We start from the raw sequence: 18121 nt of genomic DNA, 5'->3' as shown, positions 1-18121 counted from the left end.
CCAGGGATGTGCGGGCCGAATCAGGCGTGCTGACTGCTGACGGAGACGACCTCGCCGGTCATGTACGACGAGTAGTCGCTGGCCAGGAACACCATGACGTTCGCGATCTCCCACGGCTCGGCCGCCCGCCCGAAAGCCTCACGGGCGCTGAGCTGTCCGAGGAGTTCGTCGCTGGTGACCTTGGCCAGGTGGGCGTGCATCGCGATGCTGGGCGAGACCGCGTTGATGCGGATGCCGTGCTCGGCGACGTCCAGTGCCGAGCACCGGGTCAGTGCCATCACACCCGCCTTGGCGGCGGCGTAGTGCGCCTGCCCGGCCTGGGCCCGCCAGCCGATCACCGAGGCGTTGTTGATGATCACGCCGGCGCGGCGCGGCACCATGTGTCGCAACACCGAACGGGTGGCGCGGAACGTGCTGGTGAGCGTGACGTCGAGGACCGAATTCCATTGGTCGTCGGTCATGTCCGTGACGCTCGCCGTGCCGCCGAGACCCGCGTTGTTGACCAGGACGTCGACGGCTCCGTACGCGGCCACCGCACCGTCCATGAGGTCGTCGATCTGTTGCTGGTCGGTCACGTCGCATACGATCGTGAGCGGCCGGGTGCCGAACTCGGATTCGATGCGGTCTGCGGCCTCGGTGAGCCGACGCTCGTGCCGGTCGCTGATCGTCAATCGCGCGCCCTCGGCCGCGAATCGCTGTGCCGCAGCGAATCCGATTCCGGTGCCGGCCGCCGCGGTGACGATCACGGAGCGCCCCTGGACGAGTCCATGTGCGGGGCCGGGGGTGGGAGTGGCGAGCTCAGACAAGACCGCTCATCTCCTGCACCAGCTCGTCGACGGTCCAACGCGCGCCCTTGTCGAGGATCTTCCCGTACTGCCAGCCGAGGAACTGACGGATCTCGCCGCCCTTGGCGTAGAACACCGAACCGCTCGCCGGGCACTGCTCGGTGAGCAGGTACGCGACGACCGGCGAGACGTTGCCCGGGTGGTACACGTCGAACGCGTCCGGGTCCGCGGGCACCGCCACCATCTCCTTGATGCCGGGGACGTCCTCGGTCATGCGCGTGCGGGCCACCGGGGTGATGGCATTGACGCGAATCCCGTAGCGCTGCAACTCCTGCGCCAGGATCACCGTGAGCGACGCGATACCGGCCTTCGCGGCGCCGTAGTTGCTCTGCCCGACGGCACCGAGTAGACCGGACGTGCTCGAGACGTTCACGATCGACGCCTTGACGTCGTCACCTGCCTTCGACCGGTCGCGCCAGTGTGCGCCGAAGACGCGGCACGGGGCGAACGTGGCCCGGAGCTGTCCGGTGATGACGTCGTCCCACTCGTCCTCACTCATGTTGACGAACATGCGGTCTCGCAGGATGCCCGCGTTGTTGACCAGTCCGTGCACCTCGCCGAAGCTGCCGAGCGCCGTGTCGAGCAGGCTCTTCGCGCCGTCGATCGTGGTGACGTCCGCGTCGTTCGCGACCGCGACACCACCGGCCGCGGTGATCTCGTCGGCAACCCGAGTCGCCAACGACGGGTCCGATCCCTTGCCGTCGGGACCGGCGCCGGTGTCGTTGACGACCACGCGGGCACCCTCGGCGGCGGCCAGCAGGGCGTGCTCGCGGCCGATGCCGCGTCCCGCGCCGGTCACCACGATCACGCGATTGTCGAGTTGGTTCATCGTCGTCCTCCTCCTGGAAGCATCAAATATTTGCTACGCACCGTCGGCGCGGGTCAGGCGTGCGAGCGTCGCCTCGGCCTCGGCGACGATGCGCTCGATGAGCTCGGCGCAGCTGGGGATGTCGTCGATCAGGCCGACCACCTGGCCGGTGGCCATCACACCGATGTCGGCGTTGCCGTCGACGAGCGCCGAGCGGTACAACATCGGCGCGTTCGCGGCCATCACCACCTGGCGCCAACCGAGCTCGTGACTCTTCTTCATCTCGAGTCCCTCGCGGATCATGTCCTTCCACGGGGTGCCCGAGAGCTTCTGGAACGCAACGGCATTGCGCACGGCGCGCAACACGCGCTGCGGGCCCCGGGTGGACTCGAGCTGGTCGATGGTGCCGGCCCGGAGCACGCGCTGCGGCACACCGTCGATCTCCAGCGTCACCACGGTGTCGTTGACCGACTTCGACAGGTAGACGTCCTTGACCGCCTCCGCCACCGGCGAGTCGCTGGTCAGCATGAACCGGGTGCCCATCGCGATGCCGTCGGCGCCGTACGCCAGCGCCGAGACCAGGCCGCGACCGTCGAAGTAACCGCCGGCCGCGATCACCGGGATGTCGACGGCGTCGACCACCTGCGGCAGCAGCAGGCTCGTCGGGACCGCGCCGGTGTGACCGCCGCCCTCCCCGCCTTGCACCACGACAGCGTCGACGCCCCACTCGGCGACCTTCTCCGCGTGCCGCCGCGCACCGATCGACGGCACCACCACCAGCCCGGCGTCCTTGAGCTTGGCGATCAGGTCCCGCTTGGGCGCGAGCGCGAACGACGCCACCTTGACCCCGGAGCGGATCAGCAGGTCGAGCCGCCGGCCGACGTCCTCCTGGTTGGCGCGCAGGTTCACCCCGAACGGTGCGTCGGTGCGGTCCTTGACATAGTTGATCGCCTGCTCGAGCTCGTCGTAGCTCAGCATGCCGCCGGCGATGATGCCCAGACCGCCGGCCGCCGCGGTGGCCGCGGTGAGCTTGGCGTCGGAGACGTACCCCATCCCGGTCTGCACGATCGGGTACTTCACCCCGAACAGGTCGCACACGCGGGTGTGCAGCGCACCGGGATTCGATTCGACGGTGGTCACGCGGGTACCTCCTTGTCGCGCAGGTTGCGGGGGTCGATGACGGTGCGGATCAGTTCGAGTTCCGCGGCGGTCGGGGTGCGCGTCTGCGGAACCGACTCGGGGATCACCAGATCGAACCCGGTGGCCGCGACGACGTCGTCGACGGTGACCCCGGGATGGACCGACACCAGCCGCAGCCGGCCGGTGTCCGGCGTGAAGTCGAGGACCGCCAGATCCGTGACCACGCGGCGCAGTTCGTGGTATCGCGTGGCCGCCGGACCCGCCTTGCGCGCGTTGTCGTAGCCGACACCGGACACCATGTCGACCTTGGGCACGAACACCCGGGAGCTGTGCTTGGGCACCCAGTAGCTGGTGGGGTGGTAGACGGTGTTGCCCGGCGCGCCGCGCACTCCCAGCAACTGCACCTTCGGCTGCGCATGGTCTCCGATCGCGGAGATGTTGCAGTTGCCGTAGGTGTCGAGCTGAGTCGGAATCATCATGATGTGGCGCTTGCCGTTCCACACGAGATCGAAGATCTGGTTGAACGGCAACCATGCCTCGACGTCCCCCTCGGCGGCACCGCCGACGGCCCACGTTCCGCGGACCGCACTGGCCTCACCGTCCGAGACCACGAGGTCCGGCTCGAACGTGTGTCGTGCCAGGCGGACCCCGATCGCCGGGATGGTTCCGAACGCGCTGGCGATCACCTCACCGTTGCCGCGGTACGCCTCCGCGCACGCCACCACGCACACTTCCGCTCGTGTCGCTGCACTCATGCCGAAGCCTCCTCACGCTCGTCGCGCACCGCACGCTGATACTCCGCTTCCGGGACCGCCAGGTAGCGGTCGACGAAGGCCTGCCACTTCTCCGGGTCCTTTGCCGCCGAGACGTATTCACGCTGGAACGCCTCGTCGCGGTCGTAGTCCGGTACGCACGACGTGAAATGAGCGCCGCCGGGAGCGGCAACCACTCCCGAGACCAGCAACCGGGGAATCCGGATCGTCGACGGATGGGCCTCGGCGGTGAGTTCGGCAGTCGGCACGACGCGCTCGCACGAGACGTACACCTGCTCGGCCGCCATGCAGAACAGGTCGTCGAAGTACAGGTCCGGACCCAGGTACTGCGCGTTGCCGTGCATGTCGGCGCGGTTCATGTGCACCAGCGCCGCATCGAGCGGAATCGCCGGCATCGCGACGAGGGTCTCGTCACCGTAAGGGTCGGTGACGGTGCGCAGTTCGGGGTTGACGCGCATGACGTCCGAGCCGAGACCCGCACGGGTCGGCAGGTAGGGCAGCCGGATCCCGGCGGCGTACAGACCCCACTGCAGCATGCCCTCGTCGTACTCGGCGACCTCGATGCTTCCGCTCTGACGAGCGGCCCGGAAGTGTGGGTCGAGCGGGATCGAATCGAGCGAGACGAACCCGAAGACGACCTTGCGCACCTTGCCCGCGGCACACAGCAATCCCACGTCCGGCCCGCCGTAGGACACGACCGTGAGATCGTCGATGTCCGACCGCAGGATCTCCCGCACGAGCGACATCGGCTTGCGCCGCGATCCCCAGCCGCCGATACCGATGGTCATGCCGGATTTCAGCCGGCTGACCACCTCTTTCTCCGACATTCTCTTGTCCGACAATTCGTTTCCATCCTTCGTCTGCTTCTGTCCGCGCCCCGGGGATTCACGGAACGCGCGCATCAAACATTTGCTACATGTGGTGGTCGGTCACGGCACGTACGTCCGCATCCACTCCAGCCCGCGTGCCAGCGCACTCTCGGCGCCCTCCTCGTCGATCGCCGGACCGAGCAGTTCGAGATCGACCAGCCCGACGTATCCGAGCGCGCTCACCTCGGACACCATCCGGTCGAGGGGAATGCTCCCCTCCCCCGGCACCCGCCGGTTCGGCACCGACGTCGCCTCGGCGTGACGATCACCGATCTGCACGATCCGGATCGAGTCCAGGTTGTCGGCGATGGTCTGTATCAAGCCCCGCTCCTGCCAGGCCGAACAGAGGTCCACCATCAGCCCGACCCCCAGCCTGCGGCCCAGATTCGCGATGTCCGCGACGCTGTGGGTGAAGCTCATCGCCGATCGGATCGACATCGTGTTCTCCAGCGCGAGACCGATGCCCCTCGCCTGGGCGTACTCGACGAGCGGACCGAACCTGTCGACCGCCGCATCCGCGGCTTCCTCCCAGGAGAGACGGCCGGAGCCGCCCGAGGTGAAGCACACCGTGGGCGCACCCGTCGCCACCGCGGCGTCGACCGCGCGCTCGAGCGACGACAGCACCCGCTCCCATCCGTCGCCGTCGTGCATGGCACGGCACCCGCCGGCAATGAACTCGGGCCGCAGGCCGGTCGACCGAATCACCTCGATCGACTCGTCCCAACCCTGCGCCGACATGGTCGCCGCCAGCAGACCGAATCGGTCCGCTCCGATGCGGCCGAGCATCTCCAGCGACTCGCCGATCGGACGATCGGCCGTCGCCGCGAGACAGACACCGAGGGTGGACCGGCGCGCCGTGTCCAATTGGGAGCTTTGCACGAAACCTCCTGTCGCAGTGCAGGTGACGATGTCGTGACCGCGGTACGAACGTAATGTAGCAAATGTTTGATGCGCCGTATAGTCTCGACCGCGAACCGGCGATTCGCTGCAGCGATGTCCGCCGACGGCATCCAGGCCGGCCTCGACTGGAAGGGCATCCGATGAGCAGCATCACCGACACCGGCATACGGGACGACCAGGTCTCCCGGTGGTTCACCGAGCACGTGGACGGCGCACGCGGGCCGCTGCGCTTCGACCGCATCGCCGGCGGCCGTTCGAACCTGACGTATCTCGTGACAGGCGCCGACGACACCCGATGGGTGCTGCGCAGACCACCCCTGGGAATGGCACATTCCCGCGCCCACGACGTGCTCCGCGAGGCAGAGGTGCTCGACCGCCTGCGTGGAACTGCGGTGCCCGCCCCGCGGGTCGTCGGCACCTGCGACGACGACGCCGTCACCGGCGCACCGTTCTTCGTGATGAACCACATCGACGGGGTGGTGCTCCGCGACCCGGAGACCGTCGCGGCCACGGTGCCCGCCGATCGGCGACCCGCCGTCGCGAGCGCACTGGTGCAGGCGCTGGCCGTCCTGCACGCCGTCGATCCGCGCGACGTCGGCTGGGGTGGCCTCGCGGATCGCGACGACTACGTGGCGCGGCAACTACGGCGCTGGTCCACCAACTGGGCGCAGGATCGGGTCCGCGTGCTCGACGACATCGGCCGCGCTCACGACCGCCTGCTCGAGCGCATTCCGCGACAGGGCGCCGCACGGATCGTCCACGGCGACTTCCGGCTCGACAACTGCCTGTTCAAGCCCGACGGCGCGATCGGCGGCATCCTCGACTGGGAGCTCACCACCGTGGGCGACCCGCTCGCCGATCTCGGCCAGTTGCTGGCGTACTGGGCGCAACCCGGCGACGAGGTATGCGCGCTCGAGAACCCACCCACCCGGGTGGCCGGGTTCCCCACCCGCGACGCCCTCGTGGAGCAGTATCTCGCCGCGGCACGGCCGAACACGGTGCCCGACATCGACTTCTACATCGCCTACAACTGGTGGAAGATCGCCTGCATCGTCGAGGGCGTCTACACCCGTACCCTCCGCGGCGCGATGGGCTCGACCGATCGGTCGCCGGAGTCGTTCGGCGCACAGGCCGAACGCCTCGCCGCGCAGGCCTGGCGGTACGCACAGCGGCTGTGACGACCCGTCGCGCAGCTCGAACCATTCGATCGCCCGCGGACGACTTAGCCCGACCTCCCTGCAGCAAATGTTTGATGCGCTCGGTAGAGTCGACGCCGGCAAATGCGATCCCGCTGGTCGTCAGCATATTTTTCGATTTCGGAGGTAGGCATGGAGTGGTCCGAGCGCCACACCCTGATCATGGAGCAGGCCGCGGTCCTGTTCGCCACGAAGGGCATCGCCGGCACCAAGGTCCGGGACATCGCCGACAGCGTAGGCATCCTCTCCGGCAGCCTGTATCACTACTTTCCTTCCAAGGATGCGATCGCCGAACTGATCGTCACCCAGTACCTCGACTCCCTCGTCGACGAGTACAAGGCGATCCTCGCCTCGCCGAACGACCCGAAGGACCGCCTCGACGAACTCGTCAAGGCGTCCTTCCGGGTCAGCCAGGCCCACCCGCATGCGTCCGAGATCTACCAGAACAACGGCACCTATCTGCGAAAGCTGAGTGCCCATCGGAAGATTCGCAATGCCGCCCACACCACGAAGGACGCGTGGATGTCGGTCATCGAGTCGGGCATCGACTCCGGCGCCTTCCGCTCGGACCTGCCCGCCGAGGTGCTGTACGGCATGATCCGCGACGCCGTCTGGCTGTCGCTGCGCTGGTTCTCTCCTACCGCCGAATTCGGTATCGAGAACCTGGCGGACGCCGTCGTCTCGGTGTTCCTGGAAGGCATCGAGGGTCGGGGCTGAGCCCCAGGCCGGTCAGGGGCGCCGCCGATCTACCCTGGACCCATGTCGGCACCTCAGCGCCCCACATTCGGGCAGTACGTGGGATACCAGTTCGGGCGGACGCTGCCCGATTCGCTGCAGGACTGGGTCCGCAACGACCTGGTCGGTCCGGGCGCGTCCGTGCGCTACCTGATCCGGTTCACGATTCCGGTGCTGCCGATCCTGGCGCTGTTCCTGCTCATCCCCGGGCCGATCTGGATTCCGCTGGCGATGATGGCGCTGCTGTTCATCCCGCTGGTGTACTTCGCGATCGCGCTCATGCGGGTCTACCGCCGGCACCGACTGCAGAGCCACGGACTCGACCCCGACCTGGTCGCCGAGAAGACACAGCGGCGGGAGCAGCAGATCCGCGACGACTACGAGCGGCGGCACGGACGCGGCTGACCAGCACAAGTTACCGACCGGTCAACTATGGTGGACGGGCGAAACCGACGAAGGGAAGGAACCCATGAGCGAGCCGGTGGCGACCGCCGACCTGGCCGACGAGATCGGCCCGGAGATCCGCAGCTGCGACACCCAGTTCATCCAGTTCGGTGCCCGGGCGGCGTTCTCCGGCCCGATCACCACCATCAAGTGCTTCCAGGACAACCTGCTGGTCAAGCAGACCCTCAGCGAGCCGGGCAACGGCGGCGTCCTGGTGGTCGACGGTGATGCCAGCGTGCACACCGCGCTCGTCGGCGACATCATCGCCGGCCGCGGCGTCTCCAACGGCTGGGCGGGTGTGATCGTCAACGGCGCGGTGCGCGACTCGGCGATCCTGCGCACCCTCGACATCGGTATCAAGGCGCTCGGCACCAACCCCCGCAAGAGCACCCAGACCGGTTCCGGCGAGAAGAACGTGCCCGTCTCCTTCGGCGGCGTCACCTTCAACCCGGGCGAGACGGTCTTCAGCGACGACGACGGCGTCGTCGTCCGCTGATTCAGATGCGTTGCAGGTGGCCGGCCGTCCAGTCGGCCACCAGCGACAGCACCTCGGCGTCCACCGGTCGGCGCACCAGCCCGCGGTAGGCACGCAGCGACGGCGCGTTCCGATCCCGCCGCAGCAGGTGGGTCAGGTCCGGGACCCGCACGGTGTCGACCTCGTCCGGCACCAGCGCTGCGATCACCTCGAGATCGTCCGGGTCCACCTGGATGTCCTTCGCCCCGGTGATCGCGAGAACCGGGGAAAGGTTCTCCCGCAGAATCGGTTTCGGATCGAAGTCGAGGAACTCCCGGAACCACCGCGCGTTCACCTTGCGCCTCCCCAGTCGCCCGACGTCACCGTCGCTGCGATACAGCTCGGCGAACGCCTTGCGCTGCCGGGCCAGCACGTCGATCCGCAGCAGACGCAGGACCGAGCGCACCGCACGCGGCATCCCGTCGACGGCCTTGCCCGTCTGCCACAGCAGCACCTCCCGCCCGGTCATCGCCGGCGCCGACAACAGCACCACCGCCGCCGGTCGGCTGCCGGGCCGGGCACCCAGCGACATCGCCAGGCAGGCGCCCTCGCTGTGCCCGATCACCGCGACCGCGTCCCGCGCGAACCCTCCTGTCGTGCGCAGCCATTCGACCGCGGACGCGGCGTCCTCCACGTTGTCGTCGAACCCCGCCGTCAGGTAGTCACCCCCCGACGCACCGACGCCACGCTTGTCGTACCGCAGCGACGCCATACCGTTGCGCGCCAGCGCGTGCGCGATGGCGCGGCTGACCCCGATCGGCAAACGGGCATGGTCGCCGTCCCGATCGATCACCCCGGAACCGTTGAGAATCAACGCAGCCGGCCCCGACGTGCCGCCGCTGGGCACCGCGAGCATGCCGACCAGTGTCGTGCCGTCGAAGGATTCGAACGCCACCTCCCGCTCGGTGAACTCGGGCCGCCCCGACGCCAGCGCATCCCGCAGTCGCTGCGCGTCCGTCGCCGCGTTCGCGGTGGTGACGATCAGCTCGTCGACCTCCGCGCCGGCCTCGGTGCCGACGGTGCACACCCGCACGGCCGGCACCCCACGACGGGCGACGACGAACGTCCGCAGTCTCCCGCCACGCCACGTGCCGATCCGGATCCGGCCGGGTACCGCCAGTCCCGGCACACGCCGACCGCGAATGTTCGTGAACGCGTCCGCGAGCACGTCGACGTCTCGGATCTGCGACAGCGGGATGCGGACGTCACCGCGGAGCGCGGCGATCTTCTCGCCACGGGACAGCGCGACCATGAGCCCACTCGACGTCACCGTCATCTCGGCCATGGCGTGCCTCCTCCGTCCATCGGACCCGGGCAGTGCCATTCTCGCCGACAGACCGGCCCGACGACACGACTACGCGGAGGGTATGTACCCGCCTGGTACCTGACGGGCGATGCGTGGACTACGTCCGCGGACCGGCCACTCGTGCCGCCAGGCCGCCGATCTCCACGACGTCGCCGTCGCGCAACTGCCGGCCGCGTCGGACCTCGACCTCACCGTTGACGCTCACGAGCCCGTCCGCGATGACACCCTTGGCCTCGGCGCCCGATTCGATGAGGTTCGCGAGTTTGAGGAACTGACCCAAGCGGATCGACTCGTCACGGATCGGCACCTCGTCCACAGCGTCAGACATGGCTCCATCTTCCCCCTTTCCCCAAACAGCACCGAAACGCCTCACACTGGAGTAGGACACGACGCTGTGACGGAAAGGACGTAGATGGCCACGAGCACCGGCAGCCCGGTCGACGCGGCGGGCAAGCGGGAAGAACGCGGAGCACCGGTCGCATCGAAACGCGGGCGCCTCGCCGAGGTGCCGCACATCGCCGGCCTGATCCTCGGCGTGTACTCCGTGCTCGTCTTCCTGTGGAGTCTGTCGCCCGCGCTGCGGTACCTCGTGCACACCCCGCGGGTGTACATCGACAACTACTACTTCGACGCGCCCGATACGAGCCTGTCGTGGGCACTCGTGCTGGGATTGGTCGCAGCGGCCCTGGCCAGCCGCAAACGCATCGCCTGGTGGCTGCTGACGATCTACATGTTCCTTTTCGCGGTCGTCAACGCGCTCGAGGCGGCAATCGACAAGAACGCCAGCGCGGCCGTGGCCTGCGCGGTTCACATCGTGGTGTTCGTCGGCCTCATCGCGTCGCGCAAGGAGTTCTACACCCGCGTCCGACGGGGCGCCGCCTGGAAAGCACTCGGCGTCCTGGTGTCCGGACTCGCCATCGGCACGCTCCTCGGGTGGGCCCTGGTCGAGATGTTTCCCGGCACGCTGCCGCGGAACGAACGCTTCCTGTGGGCCCTCAACCGGGTGACGGCCCTGTCCGTCGTCGAGAACGAACAGTTCGACGGCCACCCGCACGTCTTCGTCAACACCCTCCTCGGCCTCTTCGGCGCGCTCGCCCTCCTGGCCGCGGTGATCACCCTGTTCCGGTCGCAGCGGGCGTCGAACGCGTTGACGGGGAACGACGAGTCGGCCCTGCGTGGCCTCCTCGACACCTTCGGCGGGGGCGACTCCCTCGGCTACTTCGCGACCCGCCGCGACAAGGCGGTCGTGTTCGCGCCCAGCGGCAAGGCTGCCGTGACGTACCGCGTCGAGCTCGGGGTGTGCCTGGCCAGTGGCGACCCGATCGGAAACCCGGAGGCCTGGCCGCACGCGGTCGACGCGTGGCTCGGGCTGTGCTCGCAGTACGGCTGGGCGCCCGCCGTGATGGGCGCGAGCGAGGCCGGCGCCACCGCGTACCAGCGTGGCGGCCTGTCGGTGCTGCAACTCGGCGACGAGGCGATCCTCGAAACCCGCGACTTCACGCTGAACGGCCGCGAGATGCGGCAGGTGCGGCAGGCCGTCCATCGCGTGCAGAAACAGGGTGTGACCGTCCGGATCCGACGTCACCGCGACATCCCGCCGCAGGAGATGGCCGACGTGATCTCGCGCGCCGACAACTGGCGCGACACCGAGACCGAGCGCGGCTTCTCGATGGCCCTCGGCCGTCTCGGCGACCCGCTCGACGGCGACTGCCTGCTGGTGGAAGCCATCGGCGGAGAGGGATCGGGCGGGAGCGGTCCGGCCGGCGAGGGGGGCGTGCTCGGCATGCTCTCGCTCGTGCCATGGGGCCCCAACGGGGTCTCGCTCGACCTGATGCGCCGGAACCCGATGGCCCCCAACGGCATCGTCGAACTGATGGTCAGCGAACTCGCGACCCGGGGCGACGAGTTCGGGATCGTCCGGGTGTCGCTCAACTTCGCGGTGTTCCGGTCCACCTTCGAGGAGGGCGCACGCATCGGCGCCGGACCGATCCTGCGGATGTGGCGGTCGATGCTGCTGTTCTTCTCCCGCTGGTGGCAGCTCGAGGCGCTGTACCGGTCCAACGTGAAGTACCAGCCGGACTGGGCGCCGCGCTACCTGTGCTTCGACGACAACCGCCATCTGCCCCGCGTGGGCATCGCGTCGGCCGTCGCCGAGGGATTCCTGACCATCCCCTCGTTGGGGCACCGGGCGAACGCCGTCACCCACACCGGCACCCGTGCCGCAGTACCGGAGGCCATCGCGGTCTCCGGCCTCCTGCACGCCGACGGCAGCGCCCCCGACGTCGCGCCTGCGACTGGAGCCGGTGCAGCCGCCGCTCCCGAAACGATCGGTCCTCGACGGCCGGAGCAGGTGCGGGTCCGGATGGACAAGCTGGCCCGCCTCGGCGACGAGGGCATCGACGCCTACCCGGTCGCGTATCCCCCGACGCACACGGTGGCCGCGGCCACCGCCTCCCCCGAGGGCACCCGTGTGCGAATCGCCGGTCGGCTGTTGCGGATCCGCACCTACGGCGGGGTCGCGTTCGCGGTCCTGCGGGACTGGTCCGGCGACATCCAGGTGCTCATCGAACGCACCACCGTCGGCGACCGACTCGACGAGTTCGCCTCCGACTTCGACCTGGGCGACCTCATGGAGGTCAGCGGCACCATCGGCCGCAGCCGCAAGGGCGAACTGTCGCTGCTGGCCACGGACTGGCGGATGATCGGCAAGTGCCTGCATCCGCTGCCGGACAAGTGGAAGGGCCTGACCGACGCCGAGACGAAGGTCCGGCAGCGCTACGTCGACCTCGCGATCAACCAGGAGTCGCGTCGACTGCTGGCGGCGCGCACCGCGATCGTGAAGTCGCTGCGCGATACGCTCTCCGGCCGCGGCTACCTCGAGGTGGAGACACCGATCCTGCAGCGCATCCACGGCGGCGCCAACGCGGCCCCGTTCGTCACCCACATCAACACGTACGACCTGGACCTGTACCTGCGGATCGCGCCCGAGCTGTTCCTCAAGCGGCTGTGCGTGGGGGGCATGGAGAAGGTGTTCGAGATCGGTCGCGTGTTCCGCAACGAGGGCGTCGACTTCAAGCACAACCCGGAGTTCACGATCCTCGAGGCGTACGAGGCGCACAGCGACTACGAACGCATGATGGTGGTGTGCCGCGAACTGATCCAGGCCGCCGCCGTCGCCGCGCACGGCAGCCAGACGGTCATGCGGCCCGGACCGGACGGCGAACTCGTGCCCGTCGACATCTCGGGCGAATGGCCGGTCAAGACGATGCACGGCGCGATCGGCGAGAAACTCGGCGTCGACGTCACCCCCGAGACCTCGCTCGGGGACCTGCGGAAGCTGTGCGACGCCAACGACATCGAGTACCAGAAGTCGTGGGATGCGGGTGCCGTCGCGCAGGAACTGTACGAGCACCTGGTGGAGGGCCAGACCGAGTTCCCGACGTTCTACACCAACTTCCCGACGTCGATGTCGCCTCTGACCCGGCCGCACCCGACGATCCCCGGCGTCGCCGCGAAGTGGGACCTGGTGGCGTGGGGCATGGAACTGGGCACCGCCTACAGCGAGCTGACCGACCCGATCGACCAGCGGCAGCGGCTCACCGAGCAGTCACTGCTCGCGGCCGGCGGCGACGCGGAGGCGATGGAACTCGACGAGGACTTCCTGCAGGCCCTCGAGCACGCGATGCCGCCGACCGGCGGACTCGGAATGGGCGTCGACCGTGTGGTCATGCTCGTCACCGGGGGTAGCATCCGCGAGTCCCTCGCATTCCCGTTCGCCAAGCCCAGAAATTGAGGACCCCATGTCGGTGACAGTGCGGCGCTACGCACTCGCCGCGCTGCTGATCGCGGGCGCGGTGCTGTATTCGTCGTGGGTGCTGGCCTTCTTCCTCAACCCGGGCGGCAATCCGTTCGAGGGCTTCGCCAGCCAGCTCGCGGCCACGGATCAGGAGAACGGGATCCTCTACCGAAGTGGCGATCTGCTGACCGGCATCGTTCTGACGGTTGCCGCAGTCATCGGCCTCACGCTGACCCCGCGCCGGTTCCTCACCACGGTGGGTTGGCTCGCGCTGGGCGTGTTCGCGGTCGGCACGATCGCCGACTCGCGGCTGCCGCTGCGGTGTTCGAAGCCGGCGTGCGAGGCGACGCAGGTCCCACTCACCCACCAGTGGCACGCGCTGACGAGCACGGTGTCGGTGACGGCCGCGGTGGTCTCGGCGGTCGCCTTCATCATCGCGATCTTCGTCTACCGCGCGCCGCGGGCCATGTGGTGGTCGGGGCTCACCGTCGTCGTGCTGTTCCTGATCGGCACCCTGTGGATGCTCGTCGGCGTCGACGACCCGACCGGCGGCCACTACTGGCTCGGCTTCGCGCAGCGCGTCGAACTGCTGTCGATGAGCGGGTGGATGGTGCTCGTCGCCGCAACGGTGCTCAACGACCGGACCTGGCGGGAGCTGCACGGCATCACCGCACCCACCGCGACGGAGGGTGTCGCGGCGGGTTCCACGTGAAACAGACGGGTCAGGCGAGCGGGCGCAGCGGGTGGATGCCGGGCGCGGCGGAGAGGTGCGAGCCGAACGTCGCGGCCGCCTCACGCATGTGCGGCGACTTCATGTGGATGTCGAGAGCGTGCTGGTCGGTCCACACCTCGACGACGACGAACGTGCCGGGTGCCGAAGTCGACTCGTACAGGTCGTAGGAGACGCAGCCGTCCTCCTTGCGGCTGGCCTCCACCAGCGCGGTGAGCGCGGCACGGACCGCGTTCTCGGACCCGGGCTTGGCCGGAATTGTCGCTACGACATGCAGGTTCGACATCGAACTCCTCTTCTGTGAGCGCCGACACACCGTGCGGCCCCCCGACCGTACCCCGGTCAGCACCGCAAATGCCGCAAATACGTCTGGGCCCGTTCGGAACTCCAGCCGAACACTTCGCGAAGCCCCGCCGTCATCGCGGCGAGGTATGCGGTCGACGGTTCGGTCCGCATGACGTCTGCCCGACCGACGACGGACGTGAACGTGCGCATCGGCGCACCGTCGCGAACACCGAGGTCGAGGACGCGGTCGTAGCACGGCGGTTCCTGCGCCAGGATGTCGTCGAACTGCTCACCGGTCACGAGGTAGCCGCACGCGGCGGTGTCGCCGGCCAGATCGGGGTCGTAGAAGGCCCGTCCCCCGCCCCACACGAGGGATTCGCCGGTGAAATAGACCGTGCCGGGCAGTCGGACCGCGATCCGGGCAGCGGGCCGGCGCGGATCCCGCGCGCCGACGTACGTGCGCCCGCCACCGTCCGGACAGCCGCCGCGCAGGTAGCAGTCCAACCGGGCCCGCGACATGTTCGATCCGTAACTCACGTACCAGACCTGCACAATTCCGACCCTACGCGCGCACCCATCGGATACAGTTTTGTATCGAACGTGTTCCCGGGAACCGGAAAGCGGGTGTGACCAGTGCCGATGCCCGATCTGACGACGGACGTGCCGCGACCCAAGCGGGTCACCAAGCGCCGCGCCGAGACCCGTCAGCGCCTGCTCGACGCCGCCGGCGAGACGTTCGCCGAGGAGGGCTTCGGACGCTCCACCGTCGAGCAGGTGTGCGAGCGCGCCGGGTACACGCGCGGCGCGTTCTACTCGAACTTCACCTCGCTCGACGAGTTGTTCCTCGCGATGTGGGAGCAGCGCTCGGCGCTCATGCTCGACGGTATCCGCGGCGCCCTCGCCGACGCCGCCGCCCAACCCGCGTCGCTGACGCTCGAGACCGCGATCGAACGCGTGCTCGCGGCGATCCCCGTCGACGACGCCTGGTACCGGATCACCGCCGAGTTCACCGCCCACGCCCTGCGCAACCCCGTCCTCAAGCGGGTGATGGCCGCGCGCGAGGACGCCATCCTGCGCACGATCCTGCCGATCGTCGAGGACGCCCTGGCCACCACCGGCCGGCGGATCACCGACCACGAGGCGCTCGGCCGGGCGCTGGTCGCGGTGCACGACGGCACCGCCGTGCAGGTCCTGATGGAACCCGAGAACGAGGCGGTCCGGCAGGCGCGGCTGCGCCTGTTCGTCACCGTCGTGAGCAGTTACAGCAGCACCGATACGGACAGGAGATAGACCGTGGCAGAACAAGCCGACGTCATCGTCGTCGGAGCGGGACTGGCAGGTTTGGTCGCGACCCACGAACTGGTCAAGGCCGGGCGCAAGGTTCTGGTCGTCGACCAGGAGAACGTGGAAAACCTGGGCGGACAGGCATTCTGGTCGCTCGGCGGGCTGTTCCTCGTCGACAGCCCCGAGCAGCGCCGCATGGGCATCAAGGACTCCCGCGAGCTGGCCCTGCAGGACTGGCTGGGCAGCGCCGGATTCGACCGCGACCGTGAGGACCACTGGCCGCGGCAGTGGGCCGAGGCGTACGTCGACTTCGCGGCCGGCGAGAAGCGGGCCTACCTGCACGACCTCGGGCTGCGCGTCATGCCGAACGTCGGCTGGGCCGAACGCGGCGGCGGACTCGCGTCCGGACACGGAAACTCGGTGCCGCGCTTCCACATCACGTGGGGCACCGGCCCGGAGGTGGTGCGGGTGTTCCGCGAACCGGTGCTCGACGCCGCGAGCCGCGGCCAGGTCACCTTCCGCTACCGCCACCAGGTGGACGACCTGATCGTCGAGAACGGCGCCGCCGTCGGCGTCCGCGGCACCGTCCTCGAACCGTCGACCGAACCACGGGGGGTGCAGTCGTCGCGCACGCCCGCAGGCGAATTCGAGCTGCGCGCCCAGGCGGTGGTGGTGACGTCCGGCGGCATCGGCGGCAATTTCGATCTGGTGCGCAAGAACTGGCCCGTCGACCGCCTGGGTCCGGCACCGAAGCGGATGATCACCGGCGTGCCCGCCCACGTCGACGGCCGGATGCTCGAGATCACCGAGAACGCGGGCGGCAACATCGTCAACCGCGACCGCATGTGGCACTACACCGAGGGCATCGTCAACTGGGATCCGATCTGGCCCAACCACGCCATCCGGATCATCCCCGGCCCGTCGTCGCTGTGGCTCGACGCCACCGGCAAGCGCCTGCCGGTGCCGCTGTTCCCGGGCTTCGACACCCTCGCGACGCTTAAGCACATCGTCGGCACCGGTCACGACCACACGTGGTTCGTCCTCACCCAGTCGATCATCGAGAAGGAGTTCGCGCTCTCGGGTTCCGAGCAGAACCCCGACCTCACCGGCAAGGACATGAAACTGCTGCTCGGCCGCGTGAAGAAGGGCGCGCCCGGGCCGGTGGAGGCGTTCAAGCAGCACGGCGTGGACTTCGTGGTCCGCGACAACCTGCGCGACCTGGTCGACGGCATGAATGCCCTCACGCCCGACGCGAAGCTCGACTACGCACAGGTGGAGCGCGAGGTGGTCGCACGCGACCGCGAGATGGACAACACCTACTCCAAGGACATGCAGGTGATGGCCATCCGCAACGCGCGAACCTACCTCGCGGACAAGGCGATCCGCGTGGCCAAGCCACACCGCCTGCTCGATCCCGCCCACGGTCCGCTGATCGCGGTGCGCCTGAACCTGCTCACCCGCAAGACCCTCGGCGGGCTCGAGACCAACCTGGACTCGCAGGTGATCCGCCCCGACGGCAGCGTCTTCGACGGCCTGTACGCCGCCGGTGAGGTCGCCGGGTTCGGCGGCGGCGGCGTGCACGGCTACAACGCCCTCGAGGGCACCTTCCTGGGCGGCTGCATCTTCTCCGGCCGGGCCGCCGGGCGGGCGCTGGGACGGAGCCTCGGATGAGTCGCCGTGCACTGGTGACCGGGGCGTCGTCGGGCATCGGCATGGAGGTGGCCCGTGCGCTGGTCTCCCGCGGGTACCGGGTGCTCGGTACCACCCGCAATCCCGATGCGCTGCAGGAGAGCTCGCGGATCCCGGGCGTCGAGTACGTGGCCTTGGACCTGACGGACCGGGCGAGTATCGAGGCGTGCGCGCGGGCAGCGGGCGACGGCGGGGGTGTCGATATCCTCGTCAACAACGCCGGCGAGAGCCAGATGGGGCCGCTCGAGGAACTCCCACTGGACGCGATCGACCGCCTGTTCCAGGTGAACGTGCTGGGCGCGGTGCAGCTGACACAACTGCTGCTGCCGGGCATGCGCGAGCGTGGCTACGGCCGCGTGGTGATGGTGGGCTCGATGCTCGCCAGCTTCCCGCTGGCGTTCCGCTCGTCGTACGTCGCGGCCAAGTGCGCGCTGAAGGGGTTCGCGACGGCCGCCCGTCGGGAGCTGAGCCCGTTCGGCGTGTGGCTCACCACCGTCGAACCAGGCACCATCGCCACCGGCATCGGCGACCGCCGCACCCGGTACATCGGCGACTACTCCCCCTACACAGGCGACTACACGACCGTGTCGAAGGCGATGCAGCGCAACGAGGATCGTGGCATCAAAGCATCGACGGTCGCCGAACTGGTGGTCAAGGCGATCGAGGCCGACCGCCCCAAGCCGCTCTACGCGGTCGGCAACATGGCACCGCTCGTGTTCACCGTCCGCCGGCTCGCACCCCGGGCATTCACCGAGAAGATGATGGCCCGGTTCCACGGGCTGAAGTGACGGAAAGGGCGTCCTGTCG

General features: G+C 68.8%; 19 protein-coding genes. 9 read left to right on the top strand and 10 right to left on the bottom strand.

Going from position 1 to position 18121, the window contains the following annotated elements; genetic code table 11:
• Window positions 1-20: 20 nt before the first annotated feature.
• The 6 genes from ACQ5DX_RS24080 to ACQ5DX_RS24055 form a co-directional block, all read right to left on the bottom strand.
• A complete protein-coding gene (locus ACQ5DX_RS24080; protein WP_430334985.1) occupies window positions 21-806 on the bottom strand; it encodes an SDR family oxidoreductase in 786 nt (261 codons plus the stop codon).
• Window positions 799-1674 (bottom strand): SDR family oxidoreductase, encoded by an 876-nt coding sequence (locus ACQ5DX_RS24075; RefSeq protein WP_430334984.1) that lies wholly within the window; start codon window positions 1672-1674, stop codon window positions 799-801. The genes ACQ5DX_RS24080 and ACQ5DX_RS24075 overlap by 8 nt, the downstream gene beginning before the upstream one ends.
• Before the next feature lie 33 nt (window positions 1675-1707).
• Window positions 1708-2793, bottom strand: coding sequence for an NAD(P)H-dependent flavin oxidoreductase (locus ACQ5DX_RS24070; RefSeq protein ID WP_430334983.1), 1086 nt, complete (start codon window positions 2791-2793; stop codon window positions 1708-1710).
• Window positions 2790-3548 carry a CoA-transferase subunit beta gene (locus ACQ5DX_RS24065; protein ID WP_430334982.1) on the bottom strand — a complete coding sequence of 253 codons (759 nt, stop codon included), beginning with the start codon at window positions 3546-3548 and terminating at the stop codon, window positions 2790-2792. The genes ACQ5DX_RS24070 and ACQ5DX_RS24065 overlap by 4 nt, the downstream gene beginning before the upstream one ends.
• Window positions 3545-4408, bottom strand: a complete 864-nt coding sequence (locus ACQ5DX_RS24060) for a CoA transferase subunit A (protein WP_430334981.1) — start codon at window positions 4406-4408, stop codon at window positions 3545-3547. Before ACQ5DX_RS24060 ends, ACQ5DX_RS24065 begins: the two co-directional genes overlap by 4 nt.
• An 87-nt stretch (window positions 4409-4495) precedes the next feature.
• Complete coding sequence (locus tag ACQ5DX_RS24055; protein WP_430334980.1) at window positions 4496-5314, bottom strand: sugar phosphate isomerase/epimerase family protein; 819 nt, start codon at window positions 5312-5314, stop codon at window positions 4496-4498.
• Window positions 5315-5475: 161 nt separating this feature from the next.
• On the opposite strand from ACQ5DX_RS24055, the gene ACQ5DX_RS24050 reads away from it, so the two are divergent.
• The 4 genes from ACQ5DX_RS24050 (at window position 5476) to rraA (ending at window position 8206) form a co-directional block, all read left to right on the top strand.
• Window positions 5476-6513, top strand: coding sequence for a phosphotransferase family protein (locus tag ACQ5DX_RS24050; RefSeq protein WP_430334979.1), 1038 nt, complete (start codon window positions 5476-5478; stop codon window positions 6511-6513).
• 150 nt (window positions 6514-6663) lie between these two features.
• Entirely contained in the window at window positions 6664-7248 is a 585-nt protein-coding gene (locus tag ACQ5DX_RS24045) for a TetR/AcrR family transcriptional regulator (RefSeq protein WP_430334978.1), read from the top strand.
• Between the two features lie 42 nt (window positions 7249-7290).
• Window positions 7291-7671 (top strand): DUF5313 family protein, encoded by a 381-nt coding sequence (locus tag ACQ5DX_RS24040; protein ID WP_430334977.1) that lies wholly within the window; start codon window positions 7291-7293, stop codon window positions 7669-7671.
• Between the two features lie 64 nt (window positions 7672-7735).
• Window positions 7736-8206: a ribonuclease E activity regulator RraA gene (gene rraA / locus ACQ5DX_RS24035; RefSeq protein WP_430334976.1), complete on the top strand. Its 471-nt coding sequence runs from the start codon at window positions 7736-7738 to the stop codon at window positions 8204-8206.
• 1 nt (window position 8207) lies between these two features.
• On the opposite strand, the gene ACQ5DX_RS24030 is transcribed toward rraA, so the two are convergent.
• Together ACQ5DX_RS24030 and ACQ5DX_RS24025 are read right to left on the bottom strand one after the other, a co-directional pair.
• Window positions 8208-9509, bottom strand: coding sequence for an alpha/beta hydrolase (locus ACQ5DX_RS24030; RefSeq protein WP_430334975.1), 1302 nt, complete (start codon window positions 9507-9509; stop codon window positions 8208-8210).
• A 118-nt stretch (window positions 9510-9627) separates the two neighbouring features.
• Window positions 9628-9858: an RNA-binding S4 domain-containing protein gene (locus tag ACQ5DX_RS24025; protein WP_430334974.1), complete on the bottom strand. Its 231-nt coding sequence runs from the start codon at window positions 9856-9858 to the stop codon at window positions 9628-9630.
• An 84-nt stretch (window positions 9859-9942) separates the two neighbouring features.
• Here ACQ5DX_RS24025 and lysX point away from each other — a divergent pair, with 84 nt between their 5' ends.
• Window positions 9943-13323, top strand: a complete 3381-nt coding sequence (lysX, locus tag ACQ5DX_RS24020; protein WP_430334973.1) for a bifunctional lysylphosphatidylglycerol synthetase/lysine--tRNA ligase LysX — start codon at window positions 9943-9945, stop codon at window positions 13321-13323.
• Window positions 13324-13330: 7 nt separating this feature from the next.
• Window positions 13331-14038, top strand: a complete 708-nt coding sequence (locus ACQ5DX_RS24015; RefSeq protein WP_430334972.1) for a DUF998 domain-containing protein — start codon at window positions 13331-13333, stop codon at window positions 14036-14038.
• 10 nt (window positions 14039-14048) lie between these two features.
• Here ACQ5DX_RS24015 and ACQ5DX_RS24010 read toward each other — a convergent pair whose 3' ends face one another.
• The gene (locus ACQ5DX_RS24010; protein WP_430334971.1) at window positions 14049-14342 is read right to left on the bottom strand and encodes a putative quinol monooxygenase; all 294 of its coding nucleotides are present in this window, start codon (window positions 14340-14342) and stop codon (window positions 14049-14051) included.
• Window positions 14343-14398: 56 nt separating this feature from the next.
• The gene (locus tag ACQ5DX_RS24005; protein WP_430334970.1) at window positions 14399-14878 is read right to left on the bottom strand and encodes a hypothetical protein; all 480 of its coding nucleotides are present in this window, start codon (window positions 14876-14878) and stop codon (window positions 14399-14401) included.
• Between the two features lie 102 nt (window positions 14879-14980).
• Here ACQ5DX_RS24005 and ACQ5DX_RS24000 point away from each other — a divergent pair, with 102 nt between their 5' ends.
• Genes ACQ5DX_RS24000 through ACQ5DX_RS23990 form a run of 3 tightly spaced genes read left to right on the top strand, consistent with a single transcriptional unit; the run spans window position 14981 to window position 18102 of the window.
• On the top strand, window positions 14981-15631 hold the full coding sequence (locus ACQ5DX_RS24000) for a TetR/AcrR family transcriptional regulator (RefSeq protein WP_430334969.1): 651 nt from the start codon (window positions 14981-14983) through the stop codon (window positions 15629-15631).
• A gap of 3 nt (window positions 15632-15634) precedes the next feature.
• The gene (locus ACQ5DX_RS23995; RefSeq protein WP_430334968.1) at window positions 15635-17296 is read left to right on the top strand and encodes an FAD-binding dehydrogenase; all 1662 of its coding nucleotides are present in this window, start codon (window positions 15635-15637) and stop codon (window positions 17294-17296) included.
• Window positions 17293-18102, top strand: a complete 810-nt coding sequence (locus ACQ5DX_RS23990; protein WP_430334967.1) for an SDR family oxidoreductase — start codon at window positions 17293-17295, stop codon at window positions 18100-18102. Before ACQ5DX_RS23995 ends, ACQ5DX_RS23990 begins: the two co-directional genes overlap by 4 nt.
• Window positions 18103-18121 lie beyond the last annotated feature (19 nt).

Source organism: Rhodococcus sp. ACT016, from assembly GCF_050477185.1.
Lineage (GTDB): Bacteria > Actinomycetota > Actinomycetes > Mycobacteriales > Mycobacteriaceae > Prescottella.
This window is presented reverse-complemented; position numbering and strand designations above follow the sequence as displayed.